At 55.4% G+C, this 20,657-nt stretch carries 16 protein-coding genes, 1 other RNA gene and 1 CRISPR repeat array (1 of these 18 running past the window's edge); of the genes, 5 read left to right on the top strand and 12 right to left on the bottom strand.

Annotated elements, in window-relative coordinates:
• Window positions 1-59 precede the first annotated feature (59 nt).
• Together ACU4F7_RS05670 and ACU4F7_RS05665 are read right to left on the bottom strand one after the other, a co-directional pair.
• Window positions 60-3,146: a beta-galactosidase gene (locus tag ACU4F7_RS05670; protein ID WP_481638220.1), complete on the bottom strand. Its 3,087-nt coding sequence runs from the start codon at window positions 3,144-3,146 to the stop codon at window positions 60-62.
• Window positions 3,147-3,255: 109 nt separating this feature from the next.
• Window positions 3,256-4,332, bottom strand: a complete 1,077-nt coding sequence (locus tag ACU4F7_RS05665) for a LacI family DNA-binding transcriptional regulator (RefSeq protein ID WP_481638219.1) — start codon at window positions 4,330-4,332, stop codon at window positions 3,256-3,258.
• 406 nt (window positions 4,333-4,738) lie between these two features.
• On the opposite strand from ACU4F7_RS05665, the gene ACU4F7_RS05660 reads away from it, so the two are divergent.
• Window positions 4,739-7,672 carry an autotransporter outer membrane beta-barrel domain-containing protein gene (locus ACU4F7_RS05660; protein WP_481638218.1) on the top strand — a complete coding sequence of 978 codons (2,934 nt, stop codon included), beginning with the start codon at window positions 4,739-4,741 and terminating at the stop codon, window positions 7,670-7,672.
• Between the two features lie 33 nt (window positions 7,673-7,705).
• On the opposite strand, the gene yczE is transcribed toward ACU4F7_RS05660, so the two are convergent.
• Complete coding sequence (yczE, locus tag ACU4F7_RS05655; protein ID WP_029592103.1) at window positions 7,706-8,320, bottom strand: membrane protein YczE; 615 nt, start codon at window positions 8,318-8,320, stop codon at window positions 7,706-7,708.
• A gap of 87 nt (window positions 8,321-8,407) precedes the next feature.
• Here yczE and yczR point away from each other — a divergent pair, with 87 nt between their 5' ends.
• Window positions 8,408-9,832 carry a MocR-like transcription factor YczR gene (yczR, locus tag ACU4F7_RS05650; protein ID WP_481638217.1) on the top strand — a complete coding sequence of 475 codons (1,425 nt, stop codon included), beginning with the start codon at window positions 8,408-8,410 and terminating at the stop codon, window positions 9,830-9,832.
• 409 nt (window positions 9,833-10,241) lie between these two features.
• A complete protein-coding gene (locus ACU4F7_RS05645; RefSeq protein WP_029592100.1) occupies window positions 10,242-10,802 on the top strand; it encodes a helix-turn-helix transcriptional regulator in 561 nt (186 codons plus the stop codon).
• Window positions 10,803-10,821: 19 nt separating this feature from the next.
• Here the strand turns inward: ACU4F7_RS05645 and ACU4F7_RS05640 are convergent, their stop codons facing one another.
• From ACU4F7_RS05640 to ACU4F7_RS05625, 4 genes are all read right to left on the bottom strand, one after another.
• Window positions 10,822-10,947 (bottom strand): hypothetical protein, encoded by a 126-nt coding sequence (locus ACU4F7_RS05640; protein WP_481638216.1) that lies wholly within the window; start codon window positions 10,945-10,947, stop codon window positions 10,822-10,824.
• Between the two features lie 262 nt (window positions 10,948-11,209).
• Entirely contained in the window at window positions 11,210-11,431 is a 222-nt protein-coding gene (locus ACU4F7_RS05635) for a hypothetical protein (RefSeq protein WP_024557414.1), read from the bottom strand.
• On the bottom strand, window positions 11,428-11,682 hold the full coding sequence (locus tag ACU4F7_RS05630; protein WP_481638215.1) for a hypothetical protein: 255 nt from the start codon (window positions 11,680-11,682) through the stop codon (window positions 11,428-11,430). Before ACU4F7_RS05630 ends, ACU4F7_RS05635 begins: the two co-directional genes overlap by 4 nt.
• 247 nt (window positions 11,683-11,929) lie before the next feature.
• On the bottom strand, window positions 11,930-13,003 hold the full coding sequence (locus tag ACU4F7_RS05625; RefSeq protein WP_029592098.1) for an SDR family oxidoreductase: 1,074 nt from the start codon (window positions 13,001-13,003) through the stop codon (window positions 11,930-11,932).
• 94 nt (window positions 13,004-13,097) lie between these two features.
• On the opposite strand from ACU4F7_RS05625, the gene ACU4F7_RS05620 reads away from it, so the two are divergent.
• Window positions 13,098-14,006 (top strand): LysR family transcriptional regulator, encoded by a 909-nt coding sequence (locus tag ACU4F7_RS05620; RefSeq protein WP_481638696.1) that lies wholly within the window; start codon window positions 13,098-13,100, stop codon window positions 14,004-14,006.
• A gap of 626 nt (window positions 14,007-14,632) precedes the next feature.
• Here ACU4F7_RS05620 and ACU4F7_RS05615 read toward each other — a convergent pair.
• The 5 genes from ACU4F7_RS05615 to ffs all read right to left on the bottom strand — a co-directional run bounded on the left by ACU4F7_RS05615 (window position 14,633) and on the right by ffs (window position 18,076).
• Window positions 14,633-15,469 (bottom strand): hypothetical protein, encoded by an 837-nt coding sequence (locus ACU4F7_RS05615; protein ID WP_481638214.1) that lies wholly within the window; start codon window positions 15,467-15,469, stop codon window positions 14,633-14,635.
• On the bottom strand, window positions 15,469-16,557 hold the full coding sequence (locus tag ACU4F7_RS05610; RefSeq protein WP_481638213.1) for a ComEC/Rec2 family competence protein: 1,089 nt from the start codon (window positions 16,555-16,557) through the stop codon (window positions 15,469-15,471). Before ACU4F7_RS05610 ends, ACU4F7_RS05615 begins: the two co-directional genes overlap by 1 nt.
• A 400-nt stretch (window positions 16,558-16,957) precedes the next feature.
• Window positions 16,958-17,413, bottom strand: a complete 456-nt coding sequence (locus tag ACU4F7_RS05605; protein ID WP_481638212.1) for a site-specific integrase — start codon at window positions 17,411-17,413, stop codon at window positions 16,958-16,960.
• Window positions 17,377-17,754, bottom strand: coding sequence for a hypothetical protein (locus tag ACU4F7_RS05600; protein ID WP_481638211.1), 378 nt, complete (start codon window positions 17,752-17,754; stop codon window positions 17,377-17,379). The genes ACU4F7_RS05605 and ACU4F7_RS05600 overlap by 37 nt, the downstream gene beginning before the upstream one ends.
• A gap of 225 nt (window positions 17,755-17,979) precedes the next feature.
• Window positions 17,980-18,076: signal recognition particle sRNA small type (gene ffs / locus ACU4F7_RS05595), an RNA gene on the bottom strand.
• A gap of 410 nt (window positions 18,077-18,486) precedes the next feature.
• Here ffs and ACU4F7_RS05590 point away from each other — a divergent pair.
• Window positions 18,487-18,693 (top strand): helix-turn-helix domain-containing protein, encoded by a 207-nt coding sequence (locus ACU4F7_RS05590; protein ID WP_481638210.1) that lies wholly within the window; start codon window positions 18,487-18,489, stop codon window positions 18,691-18,693.
• Between the two features lie 161 nt (window positions 18,694-18,854).
• A CRISPR array of direct repeats spans window positions 18,855-20,657; the repeat unit is 29 nt; unit sequence CGGTTTATCCCCGCTGGCGCGGGGAACAC; it runs 2,756 nt beyond the window's last position.

Below are 20,657 nucleotides of genomic sequence, written 5' to 3'. Positions count from 1 at the left end.
ACGGGCGGCGAACCGCCCGCGTTGATCGTGCGAGGATAAGTGTAGCGGCGCGCCCGGTTTCACGCCTGTCGCCAGCTGAAGCTGTAATGCAGACGTTCTTCATTGAAAATAAACTCTGGCGCGACGCTGGGGCTCCAGGAGTCGTCACCGCCCACGCCCATATGGAACGCATCAAGATTAAGCCAGACGCCCGCCTCTTCGCGCAGCAGGTGGCGGTGACTGGTCTCTTTAAGCTGCTGCGCGCTGTAGCGGCTCAAACCAAAGTGGAACAATCCCGCTAGCAGGTGCGAGCCGTAACGCAATTCATGCGTATCACAGCGCAAGCCGTTTTCGCCCGGGAAGATATAGGGCGTATGCAGCGCGTTTAACGGCAGCGTCCAGCGCCCCTGTTGCGCCGCGAGGCGTCTGTCGGGGTAGTTTTCATGCGGCCCCAGCCCCAGCCACTGCGCCTCTTCCGCCACTTCCGCAAGCTGGCAGCTCAGGCCGATGCGGGCGGGCGCCGGGATACCCTGGGCGACCTGAACGTCTACGCTGCCGTGCAGCGCGCCGCTGGCGTCAATACGCCAGTTTTTCTCGCTGATGAACAGCGTCTGGCCCGCATGGCGCCAGGCGTGAAGGGTGCGGATAAGCACCTCGCGCCCGGTTGTCACCGCCTCGCAGCGCAGACATTCCGCCGTCATTTCATACATGCCCGCCGCTTTCCAGCGCTCCACCCAGGCGTTCGGGTCAATTCGCGTCGCCTCGCTGACGCCGATGTCGTTATCCAGCGGCGCGCGGGTGAAGTTATCCTTAAGCGGCGACAGCAGCGTCGGCAGGCCGTCGCGCCACCACTGCTCCAGCCAGCCGCTGTGGCGGTTGAAGCACCACTCATTCTCGCCTTGCCGCACGCGCAGCGCGGTTTCGGTAACCTTAAGCTGCGGCGTTTCGCCCTGCGCTACCGGCTCCGGTAAAACCAGCGGCGCCGGCAGCCGCCACTGATCCCACGCGCTGCGATGTCCGGCCGCTGACCAGGCGGTCGCCTGCGGCTGCACCACTTCCACATTCAGCCAGCGCTGGCCGGGCGGCAGGGTTTCAGGCAGAGTCAGCGTAAACAGCTGTTTCCCCTGCGGCGCGAGTTCGAGCGTCATCTCCCCCTGCTCTGCCGTTTCGCCTTCCACTTCCAGCCGCCAGCGCAGCCGTTCGTTATCCGTGCGGCGGAAAAGGTATTCGCTGGTCACTTCCACCACCAGCGGCGTGTGGGAAACCAGACGAAACTGGAAGAACTGCTGGGCGCGCTGCGCTTCATAAAGCGCCGGATGCGGGGTGCGGTCCGGGAAGACCAGACCGTTCATGCAGAACTGGCGGTCATTAGGCGTATCGCCGAAATCGCCGCCGTAAGCCCAAAACGTGTTGCCGTCGGCATCGGTTTTACACAGCGCCTGGTCGACCCAGTCCCAGACAAAGCCGCCCTGCAGGCGCGGAAACTCGCGAAACGCCTGCCAGTAGCGGGCGAACCCGCCGAAGCTGTTGCCCATCGCGTGCGCATACTCGCAGAGGATCAGCGGGCGGGTTTCGCCAGGCAGGCCAATCCACTTTTTCAGCGACCACTTCGGCACCGCCGGAAAAGGCTGGTCCTGGTCCACGCGGGCGTACATCGGGCAGATAATGTCTGTCGCCGCCGTGTTCGCCCCGCCGCCTTCATACTGCACCGGGCGCGTGGGATCGTTGGATTTGATCCACCGGTAGAGCGCGTCGTGATTCGCCCCGTGGCCCGACTCATTGCCGAGCGACCAGATAATAATGCAGGGGTGATTGCGGTCGCGCTGCACCATGCGCGTGACGCGCTCGCTCATGGCGGGCAGCCAGCGCGGATCGTCGGAAAGACGGTTCATCGGCTCCATGCCGTGCGTTTCAATGTTCGCTTCATCCACCACATACAAACCGTACTGGTCGCATAACCGGTACCAGAGCGGGTGGTTGGGATAATGGGAGCAGCGCACGGCGTTGAAGTTGTGCTGCTTCATCAGTTCGATATCGCGGCGCATGGTTTCTTCGTCCACCGCCTGCCCCCGCTCGGGATGGTGCTCGTGGCGGTTTACGCCGCGGATCAGCAGCGGCTGTCCGTTGAGTTTCAGCAGCCCTTCGCTGATCTCCACCTTACGAAAGCCGATGTCGCACGCCTCGGCTTCCAGCAGCGCGTTATGCTCGTCATAAAGCGCCACCACTAGCCGGTAAAGATGCGGCGTTTCAGCGCTCCACAGCAGCGGTTTTTCCACCGGCAGGCGCAGCGTTACGCGGTCGCTCCAGGCGCCGCGCTCATCGACGATCTCGCTGCCGAAGGGGCTGTCGCCCTGCGCCACGCACGCTCCGTCGCGCCAGAGCGACAGCGCCACGCGGCAGGCGGCAACGGTTGGGCCTTCCGCGCGCGCCAGCACCTCAAGCGTCGCGCGGCTAAAGTCCTCATTCAACTGCGTGGTTGCCTGGTAATCCGCAAGGCGGGTGGCGGGCTTGTGCTGTAGCGTGACGTCGCGAAAGATGCCGCTCATGCGCCACATATCCTGGTCTTCCAGATATGTTCCGTCGCTCCAGCGCAGCACCAGCACGGCGAGGCGGTTTTCGCCAGCGCGCAGCACGCCGCTCAGGTCAAACTCCGCAGGCAGACGACTATCCTGCGAATACCCCACCCAGCGTCCGTTGCAGAAGAGGTAAAACGCAGAGTTCACGCCGTCAAAAACAATGCGCGTCTGCCCCTGCGCCAGCCAGCTTTCCTCAACATTGAATGTGAGCGAGTAACAACCGGTCGGGTTTTCTTTGGGCACGCAGGGCGGCGTGACGGGAATGGGATAGGTGACGTTGGTGTAAATCGGCGTATCGAAACCCTGCATCTGCCAGTTGGAAGGCACCGGCATCGCCACTGCTTGCGGCAGATCGGTCAGTAACCAGCTTTCCGGCACCTGTTCCGGCGCGCTGAAGAAAGAGAACCGCCACTGGCCGTTCAGGCTTAGCCTGTGGGCCGAGGCAGACGCTTCACGCGCCGCTTCCACGGTGCGCCAGCTGTGAAACGGCGGGTGGGCATCAAGCCGGTTAAGGCTGGTTACCAGCGGATTTTCCCAGTCGCGGCGGGCCAGCAGCGTCTGTAAAGCAACAGTCTGAGCAGGGGCGGTCATCGTTACCTCATCTATTTTTGCGAAGCGCTCACAATGAAGTCACGATGCACCAGGATCGCGCTCAGGTAAAGCAGGAGATCGTTATCCGTCGAGGAGGATCACAGAAGCATCAGGCGTTTTTCAGCAGCGCCACTTCTGCGGCCAACTGCCGAAGCGCGTGCGCGAGGCGCTGCGCATCAGGCGCATCCTGGCGCGGCGCGGTAGTCCGACGCTCAACCAGCGAGACCGGCAGCACGCGCTGGCCGCCCGCCAGCGGTTGGGTAAGCCCCGCCACCAGCCCATCCACCGCCTGTTCGCCCAGTTCGCGGAAATCCTGCCGAATGGTGGTGAGCGGCGGCGAGTACCAGGCGCTGTCGGCGGTGTCGTCATAACCGATAACCGAGAGCGCCTCCGGCACGTTGATGCTGCGCTCGGCGCAGGCGCGAAGCACGCCCAGCGCCATCTGATCGTTCGCGACGATAATGGCCTCCGGCCGGGAGGCGAGCAAGGCGTGGCACTGCTGGTAGCCGGAGGCGGCGCTCCAGTCGCCCTGCGCCACCGCGCAGGGTTCCAGATCCGCCTGAGAGAGCGCCGCAAGCCAGCCATCGTGGCGCAGGCGCGCCGACACCGCGTTTTGCGGACCGGCCAGGAGCGCGATACGCCTGTGCCCAAGCGCCAGCATATGTTCCACCGCCAGCCGCGCGCCGGCAAAAGCATCGAAAACCAGGCTGCTGACCTGCGCCTGCGGCCCGACATCAAGAAACAGCGTCGGCAGCGGATGGCAGCGCTGCGCCAACCGCTGCGCCTCGTCCTCTTCCAGCGGCACGTTGATAAGCACGCCATCCACCCGCTGCGCCAGCAGATTATCCACCGCCGCGTGGCAGGCTTCGGGAAGGTTTTCATCAAGCATAGAGATGACCACGCTGAAGCCGCGCTGGCTGGCGCGGATTTTCATGGCGGCGGCGATTTGCGAAGGGGCGTGCAGCGCGAGCGTCGTGGTCACCAGCCCGAGCGTCATGGTGGGCTTGCCGGCGAGCTGCTGCGCCACCCGGTTAGGCACGTAGTGCAGCTGCGCCATCGCCTGTTCGACTTTCTCGCGGGTACGCGTTGATACGTGCTCCGCCTGGTTTATCACCCGCGACACGGTCTGGTAGGAGACGCCCGCATGGCGGGCAACGTCGTAGAGCGTAATGGCTTTTGGCTTCATGGCATCGCCGATAAAAGTAAGAGTCTTGCCATTCTAGCGCAATCTGGCGGGCAGTCATGCTACTCTTATAATTACGGCTTTTCTAAATTGTAAAATTAAAAAGAAGTCGTAATTAAAATTACGGCGTCAAATTAACTTCATTCACGCTTAATTTAAAATAAAGAAATTTAATAGCTGTTGAATTAATTTACAGCGCACACGGCCTTTCCGCTTACGGCTATCTTCTGCCGATCATCCATTTTTATACAGCATTATTCTGAATAAACTGCATATAAAGCGGGATAGCTTTCGTGAACATAGATAAAAAACAGGCGCGCTCCGTATAATCTGCTTTACCTGGCGAGCATTATGATAATTACGCCCTGTTTTCAGCATATCTATTGAATCCCATTTAAAAGGAACAAAAATGAAAAAGGATTTATACAAAGATGAAGATTTAAATAAACAGCAAACCGCCCCCATTTTACCGTTGCGTAACCCTCCCCTTTCAGTCGCAGGCATCATCAGCCTTGGCGTGACCTTCTGTCTGCCTTCAGCCTACGCAGAGGAAATGGGCAGCCTGTCAGGTTCGAATATCACCCTTCATGATGGCGATCATATTATCGCGGATAAGCGAGACGCTTATATGGCGTTATACGGTCTGATGAGCTCGCCGAATGACAGAGGAAAATACGACCTGGCAAATAACGTTATTATAAGCGCGAAGGATACTGGAGCGAATGGCGCCGCTAAAGGGATGCAGCTGGAAGCGAATTATAGCGAGGTTAAAGGAAACGCGTTATTTATTGACGTCGAGGGAGTAAAATCGGCCGCCGGGATTGTCGCTCTTGGCAAAAATATGAATATAGACCTGGGAAGCGGCAGCCAGGTGATAGTCAATAAAACCGACAATCTGGTGGCAGGTAGCGGAGGCCTGCTTATCAGCAATGGTTCAGATCTCAACGCTAACGCATTCACGTTAACAACCACGGGCAACTATTTACCAGGCCTGATTATAGAAGATCATGGAAGTCAGGTTAATGTTGGCAGCGAGAGTAAAATTACGACCAGCGGCTCACACAGTTCCAGCGTGTTAGTCAGCGGTCTCAATGGTTCATCTTATGACGGACTGGCGACGTTTACCGCGAATAACCTGGCAATAGCGACAGCCGGCGAAATGTCTCATTCCATAGAAGTGCAAAAATCAGCGAAGGTCGATTTAACCGGTAAAACCGTTATCACGACAGAGAGTTCGCTTTCCAGCGCTGTGGTGAACATGAGCGGCCAGTTTAATGCACAATCATTGATTATCAAGGCGACAGGCGATAACACGCGTGGCGTTGAAACCTATACGGGTTCGCAAACACATATCGGCGCGGGCAGCGCTATTTCAACGAAAAACGCAGGCGGGTTAGTTTCCAGCGCGGCCACAATTAATTATCTGGGAGAAAAAAACAACCATAATAAAATTACCGTTGGCGATTCTTATGGCGCCTCCGCCCAGCAGAACGGCGGACAACTTAATCTCGCTTACACCGATATAGAATTAAACGGCAATAATACCACCAGCATCGGTCTTTGGGCGATGCGCTACGGTATTATTAACGCAAACAACCTTTCTATTTCCGGTCAGCAAGGCATGAAAGGTATTTATACTGAGACGACTGGCCAGGTTAATCTGACTGGCGACACAATAATTGTTATGGGCAATCAGGCGGATATGGCAATCGGCACAAAAAGTACGCCAGGCTATAACCCAGCCCAGGTTAATGCGGTCGGTAAAATGACCTTGTTTGGCGGTATATATTCTTATGGTGGGCTGATTAATGTCGATATGCAGCCTGGCTCAGAATGGCGCGGATTAGCCTATAGCGATCACGTTGATAACGGTGAGCTTAATATTTCATTGGATAATAGCGTTTGGCATGTGGCAGGCAACTCCAACCTCGATAAGCTTATGCTTAATAACGCTGTTATTGATTTTACCCAGCCTGCCAGTAGCGGTTACTCAACACTGACAGTGGCGGACTTAAGCGGCAGCGGCAATTTATTTATGCGCAGTAATATTGCTGGCGAAGGCAATGGCGTGAACAATGCTGGCGATAAACTGATAGTGACAAACAGCAGCGCTGGCGAGCATCGCATCACGGTACAAAACCAGGGCGCTTTGCAAACAAACGGCACGGAAACCTTGACGCTGATTGAGACACCGGATGGCCAGGCGCACTTTTCCGCAACTTCTCAGGTTGAGCTGGGCGGCTATCTTTATGATGTGCGCCAAAACGGCACAAACTGGGAGCTATACGCTGCAGGCGCAACGCCGCCAGATCCGACGCCTGACCCCGAACCGACGCCCGATCCTGAACCGATGCCCGATCCTGACCCCGCGCCGGAGCCTGAACCCGCTCCGCAACCCGAGCCGACGCCAGAACCGGCCCCGGATCCTAAACCTACCAATCCCGCAGACGCCGGAGCCAACTATCTTAATATTGGCTATTTGATGAACTATCTTGAAAATCAAACCCTTCTGCAGCGACTGGGCGATATACGGCAGGAGGCGGGAGACGGCAACGGATGGATTAAAAGCTATGGCGGGAAATTCGCCTCTTTTGCAGGCGAAAAGCTTCGCGCTTTTAGCCTCAAATACAGTGGGGTTCAGTTAGGGTTTGATAAGCGTCTTTCTGAAAGCAGCCCTATGCATTTTGGCGTATTTATGGGGCTCACCCGCGGCACGCCCGATTATCAATCCGGAACCGGGAACGTTCAGTCGCACCATGCCGGCCTTTACAGCACTTTTCTTTCGCAACGCGGGTTTTATATCGACGCCATTGCTAAATTGTCGCGTCTGAAGAATGTCTTCAATGTACTGGATAGCCAGAGCAATACGGTAAGCGGCAGCGGTAATTCCAGCGGCTGGAGTCTTTCTCTTGAAGCGGGACAGCGAATTTATCTTCAGGAGGAGAAGAAAGGGTTCTATATCGAACCCCAGGCGCAGTACACCTATAGTCATCAGCAAGCAGCGCATATTAACGAAAGCAATGGCCTGGATGTGGATCTCGGCAGCTATGCCTCTTCACTTGGCCGCATGAGTATGCTGCTGGGTTATGAGCGTAATACCGGAGCCGTCAAAACCAACGCTTATTTTAAAACTGGCCTTGTGCGCGAATTTTCCGCAGACACCTCATTCTGGTTAAACGGATCGCGTGAACGACACAGCTTTAAGGGAAACTGGTGGAGCAACGGGCTTGGAGTCAGTACACAGATAGAAAATCAGCACGTTTTCTATCTGGAGGCCGACCTCGCAACGGGAAACAAGTTTAACCAGAAGCAACTTAACATGGGCTATCGCTACAGTTTTTGATAGCCCATACCTTGCAGGGCGCATTCATCTTCCTTATGAATTGTGCCCTGCCTGTACGACCCCTGCCACCATAGGTGATTGAGCGCGAAACCACGGCAGGCAGAGCTGGATAAGCGGTCCGATAGTGAGCGCATACAATACGGTGCCAACGCCAAACGTGCCGCCCATCGCCCATCCCGCCAGCAGCACCGTCACTTCAATCGCGGTGCGAATGCTGCGCACCGACCAGCCGGTACGAGCGTGAATGCCGGTCATCAGGCCGTCGCGCGGTCCGGCGCCGAAGCCAGCCCCAATATACATGCCAGTGGCAATCGCGTTTACTGCCACCGCCGCCGCCAGCAGCACGCCGCGGGCAACGAGCGATTCCAGCGGCGGCATTACCGCCAGCGCTGCGTCTGCCGCCAGCCCCAGCACCACCACATTGCTTACCGTGCCGAGACCCGGTCGCTGGCGCAGCGGTATCCACAACAGCAGCACCAGCGCGCCTACCAGAATCATCACCATGCCGATATTGAGTGAAAAAATCCGCGCCACGCCAAGGTGAAAGACATTCCACGGGTCGGCGCCCAGATCGGCCCGCACGAACATCGCCGTGGAAATGCCGTACAGCGCCAGGCCGGTATAAAGCTGAAGCAATCGACGCACCATTTTTTCATCCTCTTTTGCGTGAATGGCTATCACTCTACGCTTTCCGGCCTTACTATTAAGGTCCAGTTTTCAGAAAGTGGACTGCTTATGAGCCTTCGCCGTACCGCCACCGCCTCTCTGTTGCGCCAGCTTGGCCGCTGGCAGCAGGAAAACAGCCGCGCCCCGGTATACCGCCAGTTGGCGGATGCGCTGCGCCTGCTCATTCTCGACGGCCGCCTGCCGCTGGACAGCCGTTTACCCGGCGAGCGGGAGTTGGCCGCGGCGCTCGACGTGAGCCGCACCACCGTCGCCAGCGCGCTGGGCGTGTTGCGTGATGAAGGTTATTTGACGAGCCGCCATGGCTCCGGCTCCGTGACGCAGTTGCCCGCCAGCCGGGAACGCATCCCCACCCGCACCAGCGGCACGCCGCTGCTCGATCTCTCTACCGCTGCCCTCAGCGCCGGGCCAGAAATCCATCATGCTTACCAGCAGGCGCTGATTGCGCTGCCGCCGCACCTTGCCAGCACGGGTTATGACCCGCAGGGCATCGCGCCACTGCGAGCCGCCATTGCGCAGCGTTACCAGGCTCGCGGTTTGCCGACCACGCCGGAACAGATCATGGTGGTAAACGGTGCGGTCAGCGGCTTCGCGCTGGTGTTACGGCTGCTCACAGGCCCCGGCGACAGAGTCGTGGTCGATCACCCCACCTACCCGCTCGCCATCGCCGCCATTCAGGGCGCGTCCTGCCGCCCGGTGCCCGTCGCGCTGCCGCAAACGGGCTGGGATACCGACGGGCTTGCCGCCACTATCGCCCAGACCTCGCCGCGTCTGGCTTACCTGCTGCCCGATTTTCATAACCCGACCGGGCAGTGCATGGATGAGAAAACCCGCGCGCAGGTAGCGCACATCGCCGCACGTACCCGCACCACGCTTGTGGTGGACGAAACAATGGTTGACCTCTGGTATGACGCGCCGCCCCCGCCACCGCTTGCCGCCTTTGATGAAGATGAACGAGTGATTACGCTTGGCTCCGCCGGTAAGAGCTTCTGGGGCGGGCTGCGGCTTGGCTGGATCCGCGCCAGCGCGAAAACCATCGCCTCGCTGATTCAGGTGCGCGATACGCTGGACTTAGGCTCGCCCGTGCTTGAGCAACTGGCGGTCGCTTCACTTATCACGCACAGCGAAGACTTTCTCCCGGCGCGCCGGGCATGGCTGCGTAAACGCCGGGATGACTGCGCGGCGATGCTGGCGCAGCTTTACCCAAGCTGGCACACCGTTACGCCGCCGGGCGGTCTCTCGTTCTGGGTGGAGCTGCCCGGCGCGCTGGCGACGCGCTTTGCCGCCAGCGCCGAAAACGCCGGCGTTCACCTTGGCGCTGGCACGCGCTTTGGCGTAGAGGGCGCTTTTGAGCGTTATCTGCGGCTGCCTTTCACGCATGAGACTGAACTTTTGCGTCAGGCGCTGGAAAGCGTGCAGCCGCTCTGGCTGCAGCTGGAACAAAACGGAAATAATGCGATGCGCCGCGTAGTGTGAACCTGAACCAGATTATTTAGCCAGCCGCATTTGCAATGATAGTGAAGAGAGAGGATGCCGTTGACATCCGTCAACAAAACCGTTGACAGGCGTCAACAACACTATCATGATAGGCAGGAGGCAAATGAAGGGACACCCTGATAAAGATATACGGGCAGCCATCGACTCTGCGTTGTTAAAAGGCTGGTATTTCGTCCAGGGCGGCAACAGTTCGCATTGCTTCGGACGACTCAAGTGCGGCATACCGGAGCACAGGGATCACATGATGAGCATCTGGTTTACGCCCCGGGACCCACGGCGCCACGCCAGACAGATTATCCGGCTGGTGGAGCGCTGCGAGCCTGTTAAGCATTGAGCGCGACAAGGCGGGGCGACCCGCCTTTTCATCACACTGAGAAAAGAGGGATCTATGGCACTTTACAATTTCACGCTTACTCTGTCTGGCGTCACGTCAGACACCGAAGGGCTTGAGGACGCGCTCTTTGCCAGCGGTTGCGACGATGCGCTTATTTGCTTCTATGGCACGTCGGTCTGGCTGGAGTTTGATCGGGAATGCGATACGTTGAGCAAGGCGGTGCTGAGCGCCATCAGGGATATCGAATCGGCGGGCATTAACGCGCGCGTTGAGTCGGTGGATTCCGCACTGGTCGGCCTGAGCGATATTGCCGAACTGACGGGCCTCTCCCGCCAGGCGATAGCGTTGCTGAAAGATGGCGCCCGCGGTTCGCGCAACTTTCCTTCCCCGGTGCAACGCGTAAAGGGGAACTCGCCCCTCTGGCGCTGGAAAACCGTGACGGACTGGCTGGTTAGCGAAGGACGCGTGAGGGCCGATGACCCGCTGGTCAGCAATGCGCTGGTGCTCGACAGCCTGAACCTGGCGTTGCAGCTTCGCGCTGCCCGGGAAAGCGACGACGTCGCGCGCTATCTTGACCTTCTTAACCATCCGGGAAAACGCTCGGCTTGTTGCTGACATCACCGCCTGGCCCCTTTCAGGCATGCAGAATGTTCAACGTTATCCGGCTTAAAAAGACCGTAAGAATAAACAGCAGCCAGGCGCACCACACGCCCATGACAACGTTAAGCGTTATCTCACCCATGGAAAATAAGCGACGCATCACGATACCGGACTCCCGCCACGTTATTGACTGAGAACGAAGCCAGGATAAAACGACAATGTTGCAGGTAAATGATGCAAGAAAATAAAACACAGAAAAACAAATGACGAGCCATAAGGCTCGTCACAAACAGCATCATCCATGATGGCACATTGCGAGATGGTGAGGCGTATTTTTATTTTATGGCTGCATTCTGGCATGCCAGAATGTCGGCTTTGTGGCGTTTTTATGAAAATAATATGTCAGCATTATTGCATTACCATTACGCCTGACGCGGGATCGGAAACCCTTTCACGGAAATAACAAAGACGCCCTCTTCGCGTTTTATTTTTGCGCCTGCATCGCACCAGTCTGAGGCAATACGAAAAAACTCGTCGCTGCCGATGTCCCAACCCAGACGAACTTTTTTCACATAGCCCGAGCGCAGGAGTTCACAGGCTTCGCGATAGGTGGAAGCCGTAGGAAGTGTGGTTTGCGTTTTCATTTTTTCTTCTTCAGCAGTTTTCTTAATGCTTTGATCTCTTTGGGATTGAGAGGGGAGACATCCTCTTCTTCAGTATGCTGGTTATCAATATCTTCATGGCCAGGCTCAGGCGATTCATTGGCAGCGAACAGCGCCTGAGAGAGCAGTTTTTCGGTGACGGCGCTGAGGGTTTCGTTGTTTTGCTCAGCATGAAGGCGGATCTGGTCTTTTAACTCTGCGCTAATTTTAACGTTAAGCACCGCTGTACTCATAAGAAAATCCTTTGAGAAGAAAAGCAGGGAGATATTTAATACCGTAAATAACTATTAATATCCAGCACTAAGACTTACCTGATTCGATTAAGCGCGCATAACAAAAGAAGACAATATTATTGTGACAATAATATGACAGTTAAATGACATTATTAAGACAGTAATAAAGCCAGGGCAATAAAAATAAAGGAAGAACTACATTAGCGAAATTACCGCCCCGCCTGGAGAGGCAGAGCGGTATGCGAGATTATGCCGGGATAAGCTTATCGCGCTTCAGTTGATCAAAGAGCGCGAACAGATCGTCGCGGGTGCAGTGATAAGCCAGAAAGCCCGCTTTGCGGCTTTTGCTCATGTCGGTGAACACTTCCATCGGGCGGCCAAGGTCGGCATCGGTGTGCCACCAGGAGGCCAGTCGGTTGACGTCCGGCTCGCTGAGCTGATGCGCCTGAGCGACCGCTTGCCATAATGCCGGAGCGTTATGGCGCGCCATGCTTGCTTCCAGCGGTTGTTCCGTTTCCGGGAACGGCGCCGCCTCGATACCGAAATAAGCGGCGATTTCCGACCACATCCATTTCCAGCGGAACACATCGCCGTTCACGGTGTTGAAATCTTCGTTTTTCGCCGCAGGCGACGTGGCAGCCCACTCCAGCTGCTCGGCAACCAGGCTCGCGCTGCTCATGTCCGTTACGCCATTCCACTGCGCCGCTGAGCCCGGGAAGACAAACGGCAGGCCGTGGAATTTACACAGCGAGGCGTAAACCGCCAGCGTCTGGCCCATGTTCATGGCGTTGCCAATGGCGTAGCCGATGATGGTGTGCGGACGGTGCACGCTCCAGCTGTAGCCATACTTTTGCGCGCCGGCGAACATCTCATCTTCCTGAGCGTAATAGAAGTTGGCGACCGGCTGGCGGCCCTGCTCTTCACGGAACGGCGTGAGCGGCACTTCGCCTTTGCCGTAGGCGTCGAACGGGCCCAGGTAGTGCTTCAGTCCGGTGACCAGCGCAACGTGGCTGCCGTTGAGCTTTTCACCCAGCGCCTCGATAACGTTACGCACCATGCCGCCGTTAACGCGAATATTCTCTTCTTCATTCGCCTGGCGCGCCCAGACGCTGAAAAAGAGCGCGTCCGGCGTAATCTCTTTCACCGCCTCTTTTACGGACGATTCAGACGTGAGATCCGCCGTCAGGGAGTGGCAGCCCTCTGGCACCGGCGTGCGCCCGCGCGAAAGGCCATAAACGTCCCAGCCCTGCTCCAGTAACCGTTTCGCCGTAGCGGAACCCACAACGCCGCTGATCCCGGCGATAAGCGCTTTTTTCTTCATTGAACTCTCCTTCAGGTAGTGAGATAAAGCTTAATCGGGAATGTGATTCTTATCCCGGGTATAAAATCGCGGCATACGGGAAAAATATTCATCAATCATGATTACCGAAGAAAACCTGAAAGGCATAAGCTGCTTTGTCGCGACCGTCGAGTGCGGCAGTTTTAGCGCCGCCGCCGGACGGCTGAACCTTACCGGCTCCGCCGTGAGTAAAAGCGTGGCGCGCCTTGAAAGCCGCCTGGGCTCGCGGCTGCTTGACCGCACCACCCGCCGCATGGCGTTAACTGACGCAGGCCAGGCCTATTACGACACCTGTCAGCGCATCCTGAGCGAGCTCAGCGAAACCGAAGCGATACTGGCGGCGCAGCGGCGCATTCCCGCAGGCAGGCTGCGCATCGCCCTGCCGCAGACTTTTGGCCGCAAAGAGGCGATGCCGCTGCTTAACCGCTTCGCCAGCGCCAACCCGGAGCTGCGCCTTACCCTCGCCTTCTCCGACCGTTTTCTCGATCTGTTTGATGAGGGGGTCGATCTCGCCGTGCGCATCGGCGGCCCGCTCGACTATCCGCAGACGCTTTCGTCCATGCTGCTCGGTATGGAAAAGCGCGCCTTCTTCGCTGCGCCTGATTACCTCGAGCGGCATCCGCCGGTGCGCAGCGTGGAAGATTTACCGTCGCATCGGGCGATTGTTTATCAACTGGCGGACGGCAGCCATAAAGCCTGGCGCATTGTGCAGGAGAACGGCCAGGCGGTGGACCGCCCCGCGCCGTGGCGCATGGCGGTAGGCGATGGCGAAGCGCAGCTTTCAGCCGTTAAAGCGGGGCTTGGCGTGGCACAGATGGCGACCTGGCTTACCCGTGAAGCCGAAGCGGCGGGCGAGCTGGTGCGGCTGTTGCCGGAACGAGTCGTGGAAGGCTTGCCGCTGATGCTGGTGTGGCCGCGTAAAAAGACATTAACGCCGAAGATGGAAGCGCTGCTGGCAGCGATGCAGGCGCTAAGGATTGAGTAAGGGATAAATGGGTGGGGGCCCTGCCAGCTAACGCTAACTCTTACTTTTCAATCAACCAGAAGCATGTGAAACACGGCCTTTGTACCGCCAGATGAAGGCGCACTCAGGCCATCCCTCTTTAATCGTACTTATTGACTGGCTATCTGCTTTCACATTGACGTGGTCTCTGTTTCAGCATCGTAGCTCGGTATTAAGTTCATGCAGGGAAAACAACGGAGTCGCGTAAAAAGATTGCCGAAGCGAAAGCGTCGCCCGGCAATATTGAGTTAAGTAAAGAAATAAACCGCTCAGGATGCCGGCGGCGTTAACGGCTGAACATCATTGCTATTCACCCAGCCGTGCGTCATTTTTCCACTGTTGCCGGGATACTCAACCTCTGTCCAGCCGCCCTGGGTTTGTATTACCCCAACCACGTCTCCTTTGACGATCCAGGCTTTACGCCGGGTCGCGGCATCAGGCGTGGAGCTTAGATAAGTCCGTGGGCTGCTTACCTGCATCAGCGTTTATTTGAGGATTCTGGGCAGCTCAGACCGGAGGGCTAAAAAATCGCGTTAAGCATTCCACGCAACCACGTCGTCTAACATGAGCTCAAAATTGACAAGGCAGAAACTTCCTGCCCGTCATTTTTATGTGTTTTCGGTAGGAGAAATATTTTTATTAGTCTGCACCTTCGCATTCTTCGCTTTAGGCAACACTTCACAAGCGAGTATTAATCTTTCTGCGTATGAAAACCCAGCTTCGCGTACAGCACTTTCAGTAAACAGCAACAGCCAAACAACCAACATTATTAACGACATTCCTACCGTGATCCATTCACCCGGAAGAAGAACTGATTCTATACCGTTCCCAGAATACAGTCGCAGGCTGAAAGTGTTTATGTTGCCCCTGACAACCACCCAAATTAAACAAAGAAAACATATTGTTACACCAATCCACTTCAAGCCATATCCATTACGCCTGAAGCCGTAGCTGATATTATCTCTGAAGAGTAAGTTAAACTTCCCCTTATCCCTTGTTGCATTTCGCAAGTAGTTACCAGCTGATGCGTAAATTTTATCAGCTTCACATGGATTGCTGCGCTCCTCGTGCTGCGAAGGAAACTTAACTCCTATTTTCTTTGATAGGATAGAGTGATACCGAGAAGTCGATACATCATCAAATGTATCGTTGGCATACCTCAAGACTTGAACTGATGGAGCTCCTCCCCACGATGCCCAGAGGCTTTTCTCCTTCATTTTCCCACGGCGACGAGCAAGTTCTGAAAGTAAAAGCAAACCACCACAGGATAGAATAGCAACTACTAAAGTGTGAAATTTCGATAATTGGTCTTGATACAGGCCGAAGATCATCACCAAGAACGGCGAAATTGCAATAAGTGCCGGAAACAATCGCGCCTGACGTTCATAAGGGTCAGTTACCTGCCCAAGCACTTTAACAAATGACAACGGAGTAGAAGTATCCATTATTCGTCCGTCTCATCATAGAAAGGAACACAGGTTGCCGAAACCCAGCCTGCACGAGCTCCCATGTTATGATGATGGCGAACGTGCGTCCCTTTAGTTTGAATCACCTTAAAACCACGACGAATAAACGCATTTGTCACTACTTTCTTCGGATGCTTTGGTGCTTTGGCACTCGCAGAAACTAACGCAACACGTGTAGGTTCATCAGTTCTCGCCTTTGGTTCACCAATAATGAGGTTGAGCGTCTCAGTTGATACATTATGGCGGCCCCCATGATGGGGTATTTGCGCAAAATTTACTTCATTAGGGAGATCAATGCCGAGTCCCTCTGCATAAGCCGCTGCTTCTCGAAGTGATTGGATACCAGCATCGCCAGTTAACAAATAACCCCGCCCATCCAGTTTTCCGAATAAGATAGCACTGCTCTCATTCTCTGAAGAGGTTTCCACCGACTCAGGTAAATATTCTTTATCCCATGCATCAGCTAACGCTACGACAGCATCCTGGATGACGGTCCCAATGGACTCTGCGATACCCTCCATAGATAGGGCCGATTTTTTCAGCTCTGGCGATTTGGAGAAATTTGGAATTAGCTCATAGACATAACGGCTTCTCAAAGGCGAGAGGACTGTGAATATTCCAATCGTAGAATCAGCGAACGGCTCATAGATGGGGATTTTTTTTGCTATAGCAGCTTGTTCAAGCGCATATGCAGCAGACATTTTTTGCTTCAGCCTTTCCGCCAGGCTGTTGTCTGTCATGCGCCCATCATGAAAGAACTCACGTATTACTTCGCTGTACTCCCACGGGCGATGCATCCATAATTCGCCAACTTCAATATTTTCAATCACATAAACCAAGCCACCAGCATGATCATTATCAGGGTGAGAATTGACAACATAGTCAACAAAATCCACCCCATAGTGATTACGAACATGGTTTACGAGTGCTTCACCATAGCCCTTCGTACCACCATCGTAAATCATAACTTTAGACTCATCGCCTTGCTTCCAACGAATAGCAATTGCATCGCCGCTATGTTCACCTTCACCAACAGGCAAAAAATCAATCTCAATACCATCCGCCATAAAGCCCCCTAAGTGTGGAGAAAAAATTGGCAACGAAACACTGAGTTATGAGATCTCATTAGCTCAATCGTTGTCAGCTTCAACTTAAGTGTGGGCACAAAAAACATTCTCAATGAGAGAAATACTAAAAAGTAAAATATTTCAATTAATTAGGTTTAATCTATTTTCTAAGTCAAGAACTTCAAAAGAATCAATACCAAAATCTATTAAATGCATATAAACAGACGAAAAACACAATTTAAAGCGAAGGTTGACTAAAATCATGGTTTTCGAGTTAGCAGCCGAAAGCGCCGGGCTAAAGAGTCTCAATCAAAGCTATCAATGATGAAATGTCGATACCTTTCCCATATCGGTTATAAGTTATCGTCGCATTCGAGTGACCGAGAACTTGTGAAGCGAACTATTCAGGGAAGCCATTTTGTTTAAATGTTGTGGCGGCGTAGTGGCGCAACGAATGGTACTCAGGCAAACCATGCTTACCCCTGAACCTCGTGAACCAGCGGCTAAAGTAATGACTATAACTGCCGAGGTGCAAGGCCAGCTCAGGGAACAGATGCCCTTTTCTGTCTTTGATGAAATCAAGCAGACCAAGCGCCAATAGTTGAGAATGGATCGGAACGAATCGCCGCGAACTGTCCGTTTTAAGCGTCTGATTCGGATTCAAATTATCAACACGGAAGCACCAAACTCCATCAACTTTCATCACGTCATTGTGGTAAAGCTGGCAGATCTCATTCTGCCTCATCCCCGAATAGCGACCAATCAGAATGATCCACCGCTTCCAGTCCTTCACGCCATGCAAAGCAATCTGCAATCGTTTCAGATCGTTAAGCGAGTATGCAGGACGGCGATCCATCGGTGCTGTTGTTTCCTTAACACCCATCCCCTCAAATGGGTTTCGAATCTCTTCATCTGTGCGAGTTGCAAGCCATTTGAAAAACGCCGCCGCGCTTCTTTTGCTGAAAGGCTCTTTCGTGCAGCCAAATAAGCATTCACGCGCCTGTTTATCGTCAAAATCTCGCGCTCACCCACAGACCCCGTTTTGGCATTGGCGTACTTCTCAAGCTTACTTTTTAGGTTCGGAAATAATGGCTTCTTCTCGTTCACCAGTGCAGGTGTAGCCAGGGCAGAAGATGAGTGTGCCTGGGGAACACAGGCGAAAGGCTGTGAGGTGATGTATTGCTCTGCACGTTTCATAGCTTCACGCTTTTAACGTGTACGCAGAGAAATGCGAATCTCGCGCCGTCTCCGAGGTGTTAAGTAGACTCTACGGTAGTACCAGATTCCGTGACGGGATAGCATCAGATGTGACATTGATTAGCCTTCTAAGTGATACACAAAAGTTGTACCACCAGCAAATCAATGCAAAGTAATGAGATTTTTAGCTATAGAAATCATAGCGTTAGCACAGATGGGTGGGGGCCCTGCCAGCTACATCCCGGCACACACGTCCTTTGCTTTGGCTGCTTCCTTCCGGACCTGACCAGGTAAACAAAGTAGCGTTGCGGGAGAACCAACAGGGCCCCCATTGAGGGCGTCGTTAAACGCGCAGGCGGCATTATGTCGCCTGCCCCCACCAATTGCAAGCAAGCCCGCGCCGGATGCCGGTTTATTGCGCAGTGGCGACGCGCTGAAGGGTTTCCGGCAAGCCAAAATCTCAATCTTCTTTGCTCCCTTCCGCTTTGCGAGCCGCCTCGCATTGCCTTTATTTACCCCTGTAGCACGCTGCTGTAACATGCTCGCGCCACTGGCAAAATCCAGTGGTCGGGATTTGCAGCCCGCTCAACCCAACCTGGCCAGATGCTTTTCGTGTCTGGTTCGCCCTGCTACACCTCAATGGTGGGTCGGGCGAGGGAGCCTTACGGCTCGCCAGTGCAGGTTGGCTGGTACTGCAAACCTCGTTCGATCCACCACCAAAGGAATGCAACCATGAAACAAGACTGGCATCGGGCGGACATCATTGCAGCCATCAAGAAATCAGGTTCTTCGCTTGCCGCGCTCTCTCGTGAAAACGGACTCTCCTCCTCCACCCTTGCTAACGCCCTGTACCGACACTGGCCGAAAGGCGAACAAATTATCGCCGCAAGAATAAAAACACCAGCCAAAGAGATCTGGCCTTCACGCTACGGTGAATAAAAGCGCTATGCGGCGAACCGCTGGGCTCGCCGCTTTTACATCTTATTTAATGTGACTAAACAAATTTTAAAACCGAATACGATTCCTGTAGTCGGCGTATGGCTTTTCGTTTTGTAAAGCTGATAACACGCCAGCCAGGCGAATGCGATTTCTTTATGAGGCGGTTTATCCCCGCTGGCGCGGGGAACACGGAACGCACCATTCAGGCCGAGAGTGGTCTGGAGGTTTATCCCCGCTGACGCGGGGAACATTTACCTATGGCTGCTATCAAGAGCCGGGAATCCGGTTTATCCCCGCTGGCGCGGGGAACACTGAAGCAGGCGATTCATAACTTCGTCAAACTGCGGTTTATCCCCACTGGCGCGGGGAACACTTCGCCGCGTTTACGTAGGCATTTCTCGGTTTATCCCCGCTGGCGCGGGGAACATGAACAGAGAAGTCCTGAAAGAGGTAAAAACCGCGGTTTATCCCCGCTGGCGCGGGGAACACAGCGCTACCCGTCTTTCAGCCTCGGATTGCTCCGGTTTACCCCCGCTGGCGCGGGGAACACACTGCGTATAGAGTGAGGGAGGATGCGATCTATGGTTTATCCCCGCTGGCGCGGGGAACACGTCAGGAACAGTTCACGTTCAATGCTGCGACGCGGTTTATCCCCGCTGGCGCGGGGAACACAAGGCTCCAGCCGACGACGACGCGGGAGCGGCCGGTTTATCCCCGCTGGCGCGGGGAACACGCTGTGGCTTATCAGGCTGATAGCGATATCCGACGGTTTATCCCCGCTGGCGCGGGGAACACGAGGAGTTTAACGCCGGGCGCAAAGGCGTACTCGGTTTATCCCCGCTGGCGCGGGGAACACGCATTGATAAAAGGCTCACGTTTAAAACTACAAGGTTTATCCCCGCTGGCGCGGTTTATCCCCGCTGGCGCGGGGAACACTATTGCTCTAACTGCTGCATAGCCTTGTCCGCCGGTTTATCCCCGCTGGCGCGGGGAACACGCGCGGCGGTGAAGGCGTATAAACAGGAAACACGGTTTATCCCCGCTGGCGCGGGGAACACATAGCAGCGCTGGAAGCCATGGCCGCAGCTCACGGTTTATCCCCGCTGGCGCGGGGAACACATCGCCAGAAATCCAGCACCAGTTTCCAATCACGGTTTATCCCCGCTGGCGCGGGGAACACGTTCCAGGCTCTAGCCATTTCGCGCAAAGTATCGGTTTATCCCCGCTGGCGCGGGGAACACGTATCAAGCTCTGACTCTATCGTCGCCGCGTACGGTTTATCCCCGCTGGCGCGGGGAACACTACTGATATTGTTTACCAATTAAACCACAAAGCGGTTTATTCCCGCTGGCGCGGGGAACACCTGCCGTACCTGCGCCGTGCGGCTCTCCACCGCGGTTTATCCCCGCTGGCGCGGGGAACACATCGCCGCCGCCATTTTTTCGTAGTTCGCCACCGGTTTATCCCCGCTGGCGCGGGGAACACACCTTTATCCCCTCTCGCTGCCGCTCCCTTATCGGTTTATCCCCGCTGGCGCGGGGAACACATTTGATGCAGACGAACTGATTAGCGTTTACGCGGTTTATCCCCGCTGGCGCGGGGAACACGACGTTAAAAGCGGGCGTGCAACTATTGATGACGGTTTATCCCCGCTGGCGCGGGGAACACTCCACCAGCACATGACGGCCCACTGTGCCCGCCGGTTTATCCCCGCTGGCGCGGGGAACACATCAGGCTGACGAGTGCCCAAAAAAAGAAGTGCGGTTTATCCCCGCTGGCGCGGGGAACACGCCTGTATTGCCGTGAGTTTTTTTTTGGTCGTTCGGTTTATCCCCGCTGGCGCGGGGAACACCTCATCGACACATCTAGACGCTGACTGATTATCGGTTTATCCCCGCTGGCGCGGGGAACACAAGGAATGTCGCCGCTTGAGTTTTTAAATTTTCGGTTTATCCCCGCTGGCG

The sequence above is a fragment of the Franconibacter pulveris genome (assembly GCF_056780215.1).
The sequence above is the reverse complement of the archived record's forward strand: the minus strand, read 5'-3'. Positions and strand labels throughout refer to the sequence as shown.

Coding starts and splice junctions, on each gene's coding strand:
- ACU4F7_RS05665 (WP_481638219.1), bottom strand. CDS start 4,332: ATGAAGCCAAAAGCCATTACGCTCTACGACGTTGCCCGCCATGCGGGC.
- ACU4F7_RS05630 (WP_481638215.1), bottom strand. CDS start 11,682: ATGAGTACAGCGGTGCTTAACGTTAAAATTAGCGCAGAGTTAAAAGAC.
- ACU4F7_RS05660 (WP_481638218.1), top strand. CDS start 4,739: ATGAAAAAGGATTTATACAAAGATGAAGATTTAAATAAACAGCAAACC.
- ACU4F7_RS05615 (WP_481638214.1), bottom strand. CDS start 15,469: ATGGATACTTCTACTCCGTTGTCATTTGTTAAAGTGCTTGGGCAGGTA.
- ACU4F7_RS05645 (WP_029592100.1), top strand. CDS start 10,242: ATGGCACTTTACAATTTCACGCTTACTCTGTCTGGCGTCACGTCAGAC.
- ACU4F7_RS05625 (WP_029592098.1), bottom strand. CDS start 13,003: ATGAAGAAAAAAGCGCTTATCGCCGGGATCAGCGGCGTTGTGGGTTCC.
- ACU4F7_RS05670 (WP_481638220.1), bottom strand. CDS start 3,146: ATGACCGCCCCTGCTCAGACTGTTGCTTTACAGACGCTGCTGGCCCGC.
- yczE (WP_029592103.1), bottom strand. CDS start 8,320: ATGGTGCGTCGATTGCTTCAGCTTTATACCGGCCTGGCGCTGTACGGC.
- ACU4F7_RS05590 (WP_481638210.1), top strand. CDS start 18,487: ATGAAACAAGACTGGCATCGGGCGGACATCATTGCAGCCATCAAGAAA.
- ACU4F7_RS05605 (WP_481638212.1), bottom strand. CDS start 17,413: ATGGATCGCCGTCCTGCATACTCGCTTAACGATCTGAAACGATTGCAG.
- ACU4F7_RS05600 (WP_481638211.1), bottom strand. CDS start 17,754: ATGAAACGTGCAGAGCAATACATCACCTCACAGCCTTTCGCCTGTGTT.
- ACU4F7_RS05640 (WP_481638216.1), bottom strand. CDS start 10,947: ATGCGTCGCTTATTTTCCATGGGTGAGATAACGCTTAACGTTGTCATG.
- yczR (WP_481638217.1), top strand. CDS start 8,408: ATGAGCCTTCGCCGTACCGCCACCGCCTCTCTGTTGCGCCAGCTTGGC.
- ACU4F7_RS05635 (WP_024557414.1), bottom strand. CDS start 11,431: ATGAAAACGCAAACCACACTTCCTACGGCTTCCACCTATCGCGAAGCC.
- ACU4F7_RS05610 (WP_481638213.1), bottom strand. CDS start 16,557: ATGGCGGATGGTATTGAGATTGATTTTTTGCCTGTTGGTGAAGGTGAA.